This window comes from Flavobacterium sp. DSP2-3-1 (assembly GCF_049896865.1).
Taxonomy (GTDB): domain Bacteria; phylum Bacteroidota; class Bacteroidia; order Flavobacteriales; family Flavobacteriaceae; genus Flavobacterium.
Map to the genome: position 1 here is coordinate 58,898 of NZ_JAFCVD010000006.1, position 13,908 is coordinate 72,805.

Consider the following 13,908-nt stretch of genomic DNA (forward strand, 5'->3'; position numbering starts at 1 on the left):
AACAAATAAATTTTTAAAAAAAATGATAGCGAAGTTACATTTCTGTTACTGCTAAGAATTAAGATATTAAAATAGTTACCTTTGAAAAAAATTGAAATGCCAAGAATTCTCGCCATAGATTACGGACAAAAACGAACCGGAATAGCGGTTACCGATGAAATGCAAATTATAGCTTCAGGATTGACAACCATTCCATCCGCAACTGCAATTGCTTTCTTGAAGGACTATTTTTCCAAAGAGAAAGTTGAAGCTGTCCTTATTGGTGAGCCCAAACAAATGAATGGGGAGCCCTCAGAAAGCGCTGCTATTATAAAAGGTTTTGTAACGCATTTTACAAATCATTTTCCGGAGATGAAAGTTATTCGGGTTGATGAACGCTTTACTTCAAAAATGGCGTTCCAATCGATGATTGATAGCGGAATGAGCAAGAAACAACGCCTTAACAAAGCACTGATTGACGAAATTTCGGCAACGATAATGCTTCAGGACTATTTGACACGAAAAAGATTTTAAAACCAATGTAAAAAAGTAGTATTTTTACTAAAAGAGAGTAATAAAGGTAACTTCTGAGGCAAAATTTATGCTTTTTTTTGCACTTATATAATTTATCTTTGCACTTTAAAATGTAGTTATGCCTGATAAAACCATACGTACAAATAGTGAAGTAGTTCTTATAGGAGCTGGAATTATGAGCGCCACTCTTGGTTTAATCCTAAAAGAGTTGCAGCCTGACATAAAAATTGAAATTTATGAGCGATTAGATATTGCTGCTGCCGAAAGTTCTGACGCTTGGAATAATGCAGGAACTGGACATTCTGCTTTTTGCGAGCTCAATTATACTCCTGAAGATGAAGATGGTAGCATCAATCCAAAAAAAGCAATCAGTATCGCAGAATCTTTTGAGATTTCCCGACAGTTTTGGGCGTATCTCGTTCAAGAAAATAAAGTTTCGTCTCCTGAGAATTTCATAAAAAGCATTCCACACCTGAGTTTTGTTTGGGGTGAAAAAAATGTAGCATACCTAAAAACAAGATTTGAGGCTTTGCATTTGAATCCTTTATTTAAGGATATGATTTTTAGCACTGATTTTGATGAGTTGAAAAAATGGATGCCTCTGGTTATGGAAGGCAGAAAGGAGTCAGACAAAGTTGCCGCTACGTCAATGGCAATTGGTACCGATGTGAATTTTGGAGAGTTAACCCGCAGTATTTTTGGTTATTTGACAAAATTAGAAGGTGTTACGATTCATTTTAACCATGAAGTTCAAAAATTAAAACAAAGAGAAGATAAGTCTTGGAGAATAAAAATTACTGACTTGGCTACAGGCCAAACAAAAAAAGCGTACACTAAGTTTGTTTTTATTGGTGCTGGTGGCGGTTCATTGCCGCTGTTAGAGAAAGCAAATGTTCTAGAAGGAAAAGGATATGGCGGTTTCCCAGTCAGTGGACAATGGTTGAAATGTACTAATGCGGAAGTGATTGCAAAACATCAGGCAAAAGTATATGGTAAAGCTAGTGTTGGTGCGCCGCCAATGTCAGTTCCGCATATTGATTCCCGAATGATAAATGGCGAGAAAGCATTACTGTTTGGACCTTTTGCTGGTTTTTCGACTCGATTTTTAAAAAACGGCTCTTATTCTGATTTGCCTTTATCCATAAAAACGGATAATATTATTCCTATGGTTGCCGCAGGTATTAAGAATATACCACTTACTAGATATTTAATTCAGCAAGTGCGTCAGTCTCCTAAAGACAGAATTAATGCATTAAAAGAATATGTGCCAGGTGCGAAATCCAAAGACTGGGTTTTAGAACGAGCCGGGCAACGTGTTCAAGTGATAAAAAAAGATGAAAAAGGTGGTGGAATTCTGGAATTTGGTACCGAAGTAATCACTACTGCCGATGGTACGTTATCTGTTTTGTTAGGTGCCTCTCCGGGTGCTTCAACAGCTGTTTCTATTATGGTTGATTTGATCGGAAGGTGTTTTAAGGATCAATTTGAAACGCCGGAATGGCAGGAAAAATTAAAAACGATGATTCCTTCTTTTGGCCAGAAATTAAACGATAATCCTGATTTATTATCGAAAGTCAGACAAGAAACTGCTACTGTTTTAAAACTGAACAATTAAAATTTAATAAAAATAAATAAAAGGCGCTGAATTTTAGATTGTATCTAATTTTAGCGCCTTTTTCTTTACGAATCTTTCAGTATTTTTATCGTTTTTAATATATTTTCGGATAGATTAGTCAACCAAATTAATTGTTCAATTACTAATTGAGCTTCCTGCATTTTCAGTTTAAACGCATCTTCATCGATAGGAATTCCTTCTTTTAATTCTTTTTCCCGGATGTTCTTCAGCTCAGTAAATCGCATCGCTAAATCTTCTTGCGGAAGGTTTACTTTGAGTTCTAAATTGTTTTCTTTGAGGACTGCAATGGCATTATGCAAGTTTTTAATGGCAGTATCTACCACGACATTAAACGCTTCTGAAGCCGTTGTAGTTTTGTGAGATTGGATGTAAGTGCCCAAAGAAGCTAACGAGGACAGTAACGAATGGTTTAAAACGGCCAGTTTATACACTTGTGGCAATTGTTTTTGCTTCGATTTAGGTTCTTGAACCATTCTTTGAAAAGAAGCCATAAGATTTCCAATTTCAATAAAAGCATTTTTCCGAGCCAAACGATATGAAGTAGAAATGTTTCCCTTTTTATTATAAAAGATAGAAATCTCTTTTAAATAATCTTGGTTTGCCTTAATCGATTTTTCTAAGTAAACTGGAATATTTAAAAACTCCCATGAAGGCCATAAAAAATGATTTGCCAAAAAAGCTAAAGCGGCGCCAACAACAGTATCAAGTATTCGATATTGAACTAAATCACCAATGTTAGGCGTCATTAATCCATAAATAAAAACGACATACATGGTGACAAAAATTGCACTTACTTTATAATTTATTTGGGTAAAAGAAAATCCCAACAGTATACAAAGAATGGAAAGAATGCTGATAAAAATGTTATCTTTTACGATGAAAAGAATTCCAAAAGCAATTAATCCGCCTATCACCGTACCAATTATTCGGTGAAAAGAACGTTCTTTCGTCAAGCCATAACCAGGTCTCATGATTACAATTATGGTCAGTAAAATCCAATATACATTGTGGAACGGCAGAAATTTTCCAATAATAAATCCAAGCATTAATATTATGGTTAATCGTAGTGAATGTCTGAAAATAGTAGAGGAGAAACTCAGGTTTTGGGTCAGCGTGCTTAACGGATAATATTGAGGCGTCAGGAATTTTTCTAAATCCTTGTCGATTCCTTTCAAATCCTGAGAATTAAAATCAAGGGTAAAAGCACGTTCGACGATTTTTATTTTTTCGACCTGTTTTTCAGCATATTGGAGCATCGTTGTTAACATAAAAACCCCTTCGGACGCAGTATTTTTCTCCAAATCATTTTCATACTCGGCAATGGCAAGTTGTAAGGAATTTAAATCACTCGATAAAGTGTGTTTCGAAATGTATTTAGTATGTTTTTTGACACTTTTGGATAATTGCTTCAAACTAGCTGCCAAATTGTAAGCTAAACGTTGATAGGTAAGTAAAACGGTAGGGTGATCATCGAATTTTTGATGCAATTTATCATGATCGAATGCTGTGGATAATGCCAGTTCAAGAATTTCTACCAAAGTAATAAAAACCAGCAGCATTTTGCGATTTTGATGAGAAGAACTTGAAGTCGTGTGGCTGCTAATCAACACTTCTCTTAAGTTTTGGTGAATGGTATTGAGTTCAACCTGTAAGTGCAATTGTTTTTCAATGATGGATTTTTTATTAGCATTCAAAGTCCATAAATCGCCTCGTAGTTTCAAATATTTTGCAGTAAGTTTAATGCATTCTGCAATTTGTAATTCGATATAACGGTGCGGTCTGATGACATGAAAAATAAGCGAAATCAACAGATAGAATAAGCCGCCGGCAAGTATTAATCCGGAATGTAGCACCATTGCCCAGCCGGAATTGAGGGTTGCAAATGCTAATGAAACGGCAATGAGGCCAGAGAAAGAAACCATAGTAGCTCTTTGACCATAAACTGAAAGCATCGATATTAGGAAAATTAATACCGCTAAAAAAGGATAGAAAATCCAAGAAAAGGGGTACACGATATTAACAATCAAATTGGCGCCTGCAACCAGAAATGCCGTTACAAGAATACCGTTAATTTTATGTTTAAGACTGCTTGGAATATCGCTGGGAAACGTAAAAAAAGCACCGAGAGCGATTGCGAAACCCATTTCAAATTCACCCAAAAACGAAAATATCACAACGGGAATGACTGCCGCTATAGTGACTTTTATAGCATTGGTAAAATGAGTGCTGTCGGTAAATTTTCGGATTTTGTAAATCATAGCATCGTATTGGCGCAAAGGTAAAATTTGTATGAATATTACAAACAATAAAAGCAGCTGATTTGTTTTAAATTGTAAATATTAGCTAATATTTAACGGCAGATTATTCATTGTCTATTTTTTTACTATTTTTGCAAACTGAATGAAAAGGAAACATACTCCAATTTCAGTAGACAATACTTAATACAACACGAATGATTTTACCAATTATAGGATATGGCGATCCAGTTTTAAGAAAAACAGGAGAAGTTCTTTCACCGGAAGATCCAAATTTGAAAGAAACGATTGTTAACATGTACGAGACAATGTATAATGCCTATGGTGTTGGACTTGCTGCGCCACAAGTAGGATTAGCACTTCGATTATTTGTGATCGATACGACTCCTTTTAGCGATGATGAAGAATTAGAAGATGCGGAACAAAAAGAATTAAAAGGATTCAAAAAAACGTTTATCAATGCAAAAATGATAAAAGAAGAAGGTGAAGAGTGGAGTTTTAATGAAGGCTGTTTAAGTATTCCAGATGTTAGGGAGGATGTGTACAGAAATCCAACGATAACAATTGAATATTGTGAAGAGGATTTTGTAATGAAAACGGAAGTTTTTGAAGGATTAATTGCGAGAGTGATTCAACATGAATACGATCATATTGAAGGAATTTTATTCACCGATAAAATATCCTCATTAAAAAAACGATTGATTCAAAAGAAACTTAAAAACATCTTAGAAGGAAAAACATTTCAAGATTACCGAATGAAATTTTTTGCCAAAAAGGGAAGGTAGAGCATATTTATAGCTTTGCTTGGTATGGTTTTTGGTTTTAAATAAAAATTAAATAAGTCAAATTCTTAATAATAATTACACAAAACATGAATTTAGAAAAAATATTAGCCATTTCTGGGAAACCGGGTTTATATGTATTAAAAGTGCAAACAAGAACTGGCTTTGTAGCGGAATCATTGGCAGACGGAAAAAAAATCACAGTAAACTTGAAAAGTAATGTGAGTTTATTGTCTGAAATTTCAATTTATACTTATGAAGGCGAAAAACCATTAGCTGAAATCATGCAAAAAATTGCTGACAAAGAAAACAAAGGTGTCGCAATATCTCATAAAGAAGACAATGCTGCATTGATCGCTTATTTTAAGGAAATTTTACCAGATTATGATGAAGAAAGAGTGTATCCTTCTGATATCAAAAAAGTGTTAAACTGGTATAATATGCTTCAAGTAAAAGGATTAGTTACTGATGAAGCTCCGGCTGCTGCCGTTGCAGAAGAGGTTGCTGCCGTTGCAGAAGAAACTCCTGAAGCTGAAGTAAAAGCTTCTGCTAAAAAAGTAAAAGCTAAAAAAGAATAATTTTTCACTACAATAATATTTAATCCTGTTCAGCTATTTTTCTGAACAGGATTTTTTTATTTTTACCAAAAACAATTTCTGATGAATTCAAGACAAAACCAATTGCAAGCGTTCGAAAGATTACTAGACATTATGGATGATTTGCGAGAAAAATGTCCTTGGGACAAAAAGCAAACCATGCAAACGCTGCGTCATCTTACCATTGAAGAAACCTACGAATTAGGAGATGCCATTTTAGATAACGATTTAATCGAAGTCAAAAAAGAATTAGGGGATTTATTATTGCATATTGTTTTTTATGCCAAAATAGGAAGCGAGACGAACGATTTTGACATAGCAGATGTGTGCAACGAAATTTGTGAAAAGCTAATTCATCGTCATCCGCATATTTATAGCGATGTGGTGGTGAAAGATGAGGAAGAAGTGAAACAAAACTGGGAAATACTCAAACTTAAAGAAGGCAAAAAGTCCGTTCTCGAAGGTGTCCCTAAAAGTTTACCTGCATTAGTAAAAGCAAGCAGAATTCAGGATAAAGTAAAAGGAGTTGGATTTGACTGGGAGGAATCGCATCAGGTTTGGGATAAGGTTCAAGAAGAACTGGAAGAATTACAAGTTGAGGTAAAAGCGGGTGATCAGGATAAAATTGAAGCCGAATTTGGAGATGTTTTATTTTCGATGATCAACTATGCTCGATTTCTGAATGTAAATCCTGAAGATGCTTTGGAAAGTACTAATAAAAAATTCATCAAACGCTTTCAATATTTAGAAAGTAAAGCGGGTGAATTAGGAAAACCATTAATGGACATGACACTTGCTGAGATGGATATTTTTTGGGAAGAAGCGAAGAAGTTGTAGTAAAGTTTAGTCCCGATGCTTCGGGATTAGGGTTCTTTTTTAAATAATTAAATTACCAATGTCAGAAAATAAAACCGAGTTAAAACGTTCTTTAGGATTAATAGATGCCACCAGTTTAGTTGCGGGTTCAATGATAGGATCCGGAATTTTCATTGTAACATCAGCCATGGCGAGAGATATTGGCTCAGCTGCCTGGTTATTGGTAATTTGGTTGGTAACGGGATTAATCACAGTTGCCGCGGCATTGAGTTATGGAGAATTAGCAGGAATGATGCCCAACGCGGGCGGTCAATTCGTTTATATACAACGCGCTTACGGAAGATTAGTTTCTTTCCTTTACGGTTGGACTGTTTTTACGGTGATTCAAACTGGAGTTATCGCTGCCATTGCCGTTACTTTCGCTAATTATGCCGCTATCTTCTTTCCTGTTTTAGATCAAACTCTTTTTAAGGTTGGTACTGGATTTGTTTTTTCGTACCAAAAAATGTTGGCTATTTTTAGTATAATTCTGCTTACTTACATTAATACTAAAGGTGTCGAAAGTGGAAAAACAGTTCAGTTAATTTTTACTTCGGCTAAATTATTTGCGCTTTTTGCCCTGATTATTTTAGGATTGTATGTTGGTTTACAAACGGATGTTTTATCTAATAATTTTGAAAACATGTGGGAAGCCAGTAAAACAGTGGTCAATCCTGACGGAACAATTACGGTGACAAAATTAGTAGGAATGGCTATTTTGGGCGCCGCCGGAGCAACTATTATTAACTCGTTATTTTCTAGTGATGCATGGAATAATGTGACTTTCATTGCAGGTGAAATTAAAGAACCTAAAAAGAATATTCCCCGAAGTTTGTTTCTTGGCACTCTAATTGTTACCGTTATTTATGTTTTAGCAAATCTCGCTTATTTGGCTTTGTTGCCAATGTCGGGAACTCCAAATGCTGCTGATAGTTTGAGTAGCGGAATCATGTTTGCCAACAACGACAGAGTAGGAGCGGCCGCGGCAAGTGTAATTATGGGGAATGTAGGCGTTTTTGTGATGGCTGCATTAATTATGGTTTCCACTTTTGGTTGCAACAGCGGTTTGATTCTTTCGGGAGGAAGATTATTTTTTGCAATGGCAAAAGACGGATTGTTTTTTAAACAAGCGACTGAATTAAATAAAAATCAGGTTCCGGCCAAAGCATTATGGGTACAATGTATTTGGGCTTGTGTGCTTTGTATTTCGGGAAAATTTGGAGATTTGTTAACTTATGCTACTTTTGCATCATTGTTGTTTTACATCCTGACGATTCTGGGAGTTTTTATCCTGAGAAAAAAAGAACCCAATGCCGAGAGGCCGTATAAAGCGTTTGGATATCCGGTTGTACCAGCCATTTATATTGTAGTTACAGCAGCTATTTGTCTCACGTTACTTATTTATGATACCTTTAATACAGGATTGGGATTGTGTATTGTGGCGCTGGGAATTCCGGTGTATTATTTTATAATGAATAAGAAGGACTAATATAAATTGAATTAATCCGCTAATTTTTTCAGGTTCTGGATATTTTTTAAAACTATTTTTTTTCCTATTAATTCAATCAATCCCAATTTTTTAAAATCAGATAGCAAACGGATACAGCTTTCAGTGGCAGTGCCAATCATACTGGCTAATTCATCTCTTGAAAGTTGTACTTTTAAGGAATTATCCTCATTTTCTCCAAAGGTGTCGTGCAAATAAAGAAGTGTTTCTGCTAATCTTTCTTTGACAGTTTTCTGTGCTAAATTAACCATATGGTCATCAGCTTCTTTTAAATCCCCACAAATAGTTTTCATGACATTCATAGAAAACTGATTGTTCTTGTCAAAATACCCCATCACTTCTGATTTTGGAATAAAACAAACCTGCATATCTTCAAGAGCGATGGCGCTTAAATTTACCGGTTCATCACTAATCATCGAGCGTTGGCCCAGTAATTCTCCTTTGGTGACCAATTTTACAATGTGATCTTTGCCATTTGCGCTAAGTTTAGTCAGTTTGCAAATACCATCTTTTATACAATAAATACCATTTACATTCTCACCTTCTTCAAATATAACCTCCCCCTTTTTAATAATATGGGATGTTTTACAGTCAGAAAGGTTTACTAGTTCATCTTTAGTAAGTGCTTTTAAAGAGCTAAATTCTCTGACAATACATTGTTCGCATTTGCTCATATTGTTTGGGATTTATTTGTAATGCAAAAGTAACTCTTTAATATGACAAATATCATATTTTTAACGTTCTCAATTGATCACCTTTGTTCTAGGTAAAATGAGCAAAGTTATGGACACACAAAACTGTTTCCATTGTGGTTTGGATATTATAAAAGAAGAAGAAATTATTTTTGACGCGAGAAATTTTTGTTGCAACGGTTGTAAAACGGTGTACGAAATTTTTAGTCTCAGTGATTTGACTTGTTATTATGATTTTGAAAAATCCCCTGGAGCAACCCCGCAAGACATTAATGGTAAATATGATTTTTTAGACAATGAAAGTATTGTATCCAAACTTTTGGAATTTCAAGAAAATTCAACCGCAATTATTTCACTTAACATTCCTCATATACATTGTAGCTCGTGTATTTGGATTTTGGAAAATCTACAGCGTCTTCAAAAAGGAATAAGTACTTCGCAGGTGAACTTCCCTGAAAAGAGAGTCCGAATCACTTTTAATCCGGAAGTAGTTTCTATTAAAACGATTGTTTATTTATTGAGTTCTATTGGTTACGAACCCTACATTAGTCTAGAAAACTATGAAACGGGGAGTAATAATGTAGACAGAAGTTTAACGTATAAACTTGGCGTTGCTTTCTTTTGTTTCGGAAATATCATGTTGCTTTCGTTTCCGGAATATTTTGAGGTGAAAGAATATTGGCTGGATCAATACCGTGGATTTTTCCGTTGGTTGATTTTTGTTTTAGCTTTACCGAGTTTCTTTTATTCGGCTAGTGGTTATTATGTTTCGGCCTATAAAAGTATCAAAACCAAAATGCTCAACATCGATATTCCTATTGCTTTAGGAATTATTGTGATGTTTGTGCGAAGTACTTTTGATATCTTGATGGATTACGGATCTGGTTTTTTTGACAGCTTAACGGGATTGATTTTCTTTATGCTTTTGGGGAAAATGTTCCAGATCAAAACCTATAGTTTTTTGAGTTTTGAAAGGGATTTTAAATCTTATTTTCCAATAGCAATTACCAAAATTAATACGGATGCCTCCGAAGAAAGCGTAGCGATTTACGAAGTTGAAAAAGGCGACAGACTTCTCATTAGAAATCAAGAGCTTATTCCGGTTGATGGGATTTTAATTTCGGAAAAAGCAGAAATCGATTATAGTTTTGTTACTGGAGAAGCAATTCCCATTACAAAACAATCTGGGGATAAAGTGTTTGCAGGCGGAAAACAAATAGGGAAAGTAATCGAAATGGAAGTCTTACATTCTGTTTCCCAAAGTTACTTAACGCAATTATGGAGTAATGATGTATTTCAAAAAAACGTAGAGCAAAAACACAAAACGATTACTGATAGCATCAGTCGTTATTTTACACCTATTTTATTACTGATTGCTTTTGCGGGGTTTGGCTACTGGATTTTTATTGATGCCAATATCGCTTTCAATGTGTTTACCGCAGTGCTAATTGTTGCTTGTCCTTGTGCTCTGGCATTGACGGCTCCATTTACCTTTGGGAACGTGTTGCGAATTTTAGGAAAGCAGAAATTCTATCTTAAAAATGCTTTGGTTATCGAACAATTGGCGAAGGTAGATACTATTGTTTTTGATAAAACGGGAACGATTACCACCAATAAAAAATCGAATATATCCTATGAAGGATCTGTTCTTTCCGATGAAAATTTGTTGCTAATAAAAAATGTTTTACGAGCTTCAAATCATCCATTGAGCCGCATGTTGTATGATTATTTGCCTATACCAATTTTACAAAACAAGTCAGTAAATGACTCCAAAAAGTTGAAAGTGGATGCTTTTGAAGAAATTACCGGAAAAGGAATTTTAGCTCAGATTTTTGGTCACAAAATTCAAATTGGTTCCGAAGAATTTTGTACTCCGCCATCATCGGTTTCGTCGCTCTCGCCTTTGGAGAGGGTTGGCGAGAGGACATCGGTTCACATCAAGATAAATGAAGTTTATTATGGAAAATTTGTTTTTAATAATCAATACAGAGAAGGATTGGAGGCGCTTTTTAAGAACTTAAGTACTAATTATCAAATCATGGTTTTGTCGGGTGACAATGAAGGCGAACGTACTACTCTTGAACAACTTTTGCCGAAAGGCACAGAATTGATTTTCAATCAGAAACCGGAACAAAAGCTCGAATTCATTAAAAATTTGCAGGAAAATGGCAAAAATGTAATGATGGTCGGTGATGGATTAAATGATGCCGGAGCTTTGGCGCAAAGTAATGTTGGAATTTCGATTTCTGAAAATGTGAATGTTTTTTCGCCAGCTTGTGACGCTATTTTGGATGCTGGTGAATTTCAAAAACTGAATTATTTCTTGAAATTATCTAAAAATTCCATTACTACAATCAAAATGAGTTTCGCATTATCCTTGTTATATAATGTAGTGGGATTATCATTTGCCATTACCGGAAATCTATTGCCGTTGGTAGCGGCTATTATAATGCCGTTGAGCACGATAACAATAGTGAGTTTTGTAACGGTGATGAGCAGTTACTATGCAAATAAAAAGTAAAAAAAATAAAAATTTTCTGATTTTTTTCACATATATTTAACAAAAGTTATAAGTATGATAAATGTCATATTTTACTCGAAAACGTCAGAGTAACTTTGTAAACACAAATTAAGGTATGAGTGTCATTTATTTATTAATCTCCATCAGTATCATTGTCGCCATTGGGTTTTTTATTGCTTTTATAACAGCAGTAAAGACTGGGCAGTACGATGACGATTATACGCCATCGGTCAGAATGCTATTTGACGATGAGTTAGTACAGCCAAAAGTTGAAAAGCCAAAGATCGAAAGTCAGGAAACTTTATGATATTCAACACTAATTTTTTAAATTTTTCAATCATTTAATTTTTTTATTTATGGAAATGCAGCAGTTTTATTACGATAACAATATTGTAAAGAAATTCATTTACGCCACTATTCTTTTCGGAGTGGTAGGAATGTTAGTTGGACTAACATTAGCTTTTATGTTTCTTTTCCCAAATATGACCGATGGAATTTCATGGTTAAGTTACGGTAGATTGAGACCTTTGCACACTAATGCCGTTATTTTTGCTTTTGTGGGTAATGCTTTTTTTGCGGGAATGTATTATTCCTTGCAAAGATTACTGAAAGCGAGAATGTTTAGTGATTTTTTAAGTAATGTTCATTTTTGGGGTTGGCAATTAATTATAGTTGCTGCAGCCATTACTTTGCCTTTAGGGTATAGTTCTTCAAAAGAATATGCCGAATTAGAATGGCCAATAGACATTGCAATTACTTTAATTTGGGTTGTAATGGGTATCAATATGATTGGAACGATGATAAAACGAAGAGAGCGACATTTATATGTTGCGATTTGGTTTTATTTGGCAACATTTGTTACTGTAGCAGTTTTACATATTTTCAACAATTTAGAATTACCAGTTTCAGCATTCAAAAGTTATTCTGTTTATGCAGGAGTTCAAGATGCCTTGGTTCAATGGTGGTACGGTCATAATGCAGTGGCATTTTTCTTGACGACCCCGTTCTTAGGATTAATGTATTATTTTGTTCCAAAAGCAGCTAATCGTCCGGTATATTCTTATAGATTATCAATTGTTCACTTTTGGTCTTTAATTTTTATTTATATCTGGGCAGGACCACACCATTTATTATATTCAGCATTGCCTAACTGGGCACAGAATTTAGGTGTTGCTTTTTCTATAATGTTGCTTGCGCCATCTTGGGGTGGTATGATAAACGGACTTTTAACTTTAAGAGGGGTTTGGGATAAAGTACGTGTAGATCCTGTTTTGAAATTCTTTGTAGTAGCGATTACGGGTTACGGAATGGCCACTTTTGAAGGACCAATGTTGTCGCTGAAAAATGTAAATGCTATTGCACATTACACGGACTGGATTATTGCTCACGTTCACGTAGGCGCATTAGCTTGGAATGGATTCATGGCTTTCGGTATGATTTATTGGTTGATTCCAAGAATGACCAAAAGTAATTTATACTCACTAAAATTGGCTAATTTTCATTTTTGGATTGGTACTTTAGGAGTTATATTATATACAATTCCAATGTATGTAGCTGGTTTTTTACAAGCTTCTATGTGGAAACAATTTAATCCAGACGGAACTTTAACATATGGTAACTTCCTTGAAACAGTAACTCAAATTATGCCAATGTACTGGATGAGAGCTATTGGTGGAACGCTTTATTTGATTGGAATGCTAACTTTAGTTTATAACATTGTTCAAACTTTAAGAGCAGGTTCTACTATTGAAGATGAATTAGCCGAAGCTCCCGCTTTAGTAAGAATTAGTTCTGGAAGAGTAAAAGGAGAAAAATTTCACCCTTGGTTAGAAAGAAAACCTATTCAATTGACAATATTAGCAACTGTAGCAATTTTAATTGGAGGCGTTATTCAAATTGTACCAACGATAATGGTTAAATCTAATATTCCAACAATTGCAAGCGTGAAACCGTACTCTCCATTAGAATTAGAAGGACGTGATTTATACATTCGTGAAGGTTGTGTAGGGTGTCACTCGCAGTCTGTTCGTCCGTTCCGTAGTGAGGTAGAACGATATGGACCACAATCGAAAGCGGGTGAGTTTGTATATGATCATCCTTTCCTTTGGGGATCAAAACGTACTGGTCCGGATTTATTGAGAGTTGGTGCAAAATACAATGACAATTGGCATTTTAACCACTTTTGGAGTCCACAAAGTATATCTGCAGGATCAATTATGCCAGGTTATAAATGGTTGTTTGATAATAAACCAATGGATATTTCTTTGACTCAAAAGAAAATGCAGGCAATGGTTACACTTGGTGTTCCATATACTAAAGGTCAAGTTGCAAGTGGTTTAGATGATTTAAGAAAACAAGCAATTGCAATTGAAGAAAGCTTGAAAAATGATCCTGATTTTGTAAAAAGCTATGATGAAAGCAAGAAAAAAGCAGAAGCTAGAGGAGAAAAATTTGTTCCAATGAACGAGAGAGAAATTGTAGCCATGATTGCTTATATGCAAAGATTGGGGACAGATATAAAAGTTAAAAATACTGCTAAAAATTAAAAGTT

11 protein-coding genes are annotated in these 13,908 nt (G+C 34.9%); 9 read left to right on the forward strand and 2 right to left on the reverse strand.

The annotated features are described in order from the left end of the window. Window positions 1-96: 96 nt before the first annotated feature. Both ruvX and ACP7AT_RS08355 read left to right on the forward strand, forming a co-directional pair. On the forward strand, window positions 97-513 hold the full coding sequence (ruvX, locus tag ACP7AT_RS08350) for a Holliday junction resolvase RuvX (protein WP_426064034.1): 417 nt from the start codon (window positions 97-99) through the stop codon (window positions 511-513). A gap of 118 nt (window positions 514-631) precedes the next feature. After that, on the forward strand, window positions 632-2,128 hold the full coding sequence (locus tag ACP7AT_RS08355; protein WP_426063883.1) for a malate:quinone oxidoreductase: 1,497 nt from the start codon (window positions 632-634) through the stop codon (window positions 2,126-2,128). Window positions 2,129-2,193: 65 nt separating this feature from the next. Here the strand turns inward: ACP7AT_RS08355 and ACP7AT_RS08360 are convergent, their stop codons facing one another. Continuing rightward, window positions 2,194-4,407: an FUSC family membrane protein gene (locus ACP7AT_RS08360; RefSeq protein ID WP_426063884.1), complete on the reverse strand. Its 2,214-nt coding sequence runs from the start codon at window positions 4,405-4,407 to the stop codon at window positions 2,194-2,196. A 194-nt stretch (window positions 4,408-4,601) separates the two neighbouring features. On the opposite strand from ACP7AT_RS08360, the gene def reads away from it, so the two are divergent. From def to ACP7AT_RS08380, 4 genes are all read left to right on the forward strand, one after another. Next, window positions 4,602-5,189 (forward strand): peptide deformylase, encoded by a 588-nt coding sequence (gene def / locus ACP7AT_RS08365; RefSeq protein ID WP_426063885.1) that lies wholly within the window; start codon window positions 4,602-4,604, stop codon window positions 5,187-5,189. An 86-nt stretch (window positions 5,190-5,275) separates the two neighbouring features. Further along, window positions 5,276-5,764: a DUF5606 domain-containing protein gene (locus ACP7AT_RS08370; RefSeq protein WP_426063886.1), complete on the forward strand. Its 489-nt coding sequence runs from the start codon at window positions 5,276-5,278 to the stop codon at window positions 5,762-5,764. A gap of 81 nt (window positions 5,765-5,845) precedes the next feature. Beyond that, on the forward strand, window positions 5,846-6,619 hold the full coding sequence (gene mazG / locus ACP7AT_RS08375) for a nucleoside triphosphate pyrophosphohydrolase (RefSeq protein ID WP_426063887.1): 774 nt from the start codon (window positions 5,846-5,848) through the stop codon (window positions 6,617-6,619). Window positions 6,620-6,677: 58 nt separating this feature from the next. Further along, window positions 6,678-8,126, forward strand: coding sequence for an APC family permease (locus tag ACP7AT_RS08380; RefSeq protein WP_426063888.1), 1,449 nt, complete (start codon window positions 6,678-6,680; stop codon window positions 8,124-8,126). An 11-nt stretch (window positions 8,127-8,137) separates the two neighbouring features. On the opposite strand, the gene ACP7AT_RS08385 is transcribed toward ACP7AT_RS08380, so the two are convergent. Further along, window positions 8,138-8,818, reverse strand: coding sequence for a Crp/Fnr family transcriptional regulator (locus ACP7AT_RS08385; protein WP_426063889.1), 681 nt, complete (start codon window positions 8,816-8,818; stop codon window positions 8,138-8,140). A gap of 109 nt (window positions 8,819-8,927) precedes the next feature. Between ACP7AT_RS08385 and ACP7AT_RS08390 the strand changes: the two genes are divergently transcribed. From ACP7AT_RS08390 to ccoN, 3 genes are all read left to right on the forward strand, one after another. Continuing rightward, window positions 8,928-11,357 carry a heavy metal translocating P-type ATPase gene (locus ACP7AT_RS08390; protein ID WP_426063890.1) on the forward strand — a complete coding sequence of 810 codons (2,430 nt, stop codon included), beginning with the start codon at window positions 8,928-8,930 and terminating at the stop codon, window positions 11,355-11,357. A gap of 115 nt (window positions 11,358-11,472) precedes the next feature. Then, a complete protein-coding gene (gene ccoS, locus ACP7AT_RS08395; RefSeq protein WP_426063891.1) occupies window positions 11,473-11,664 on the forward strand; it encodes a cbb3-type cytochrome oxidase assembly protein CcoS in 192 nt (63 codons plus the stop codon). Between the two features lie 49 nt (window positions 11,665-11,713). Beyond that, a complete protein-coding gene (gene ccoN / locus ACP7AT_RS08400; protein WP_426063892.1) occupies window positions 11,714-13,903 on the forward strand; it encodes a cytochrome-c oxidase, cbb3-type subunit I in 2,190 nt (729 codons plus the stop codon). Window positions 13,904-13,908: the final 5 nt, after the last annotated feature.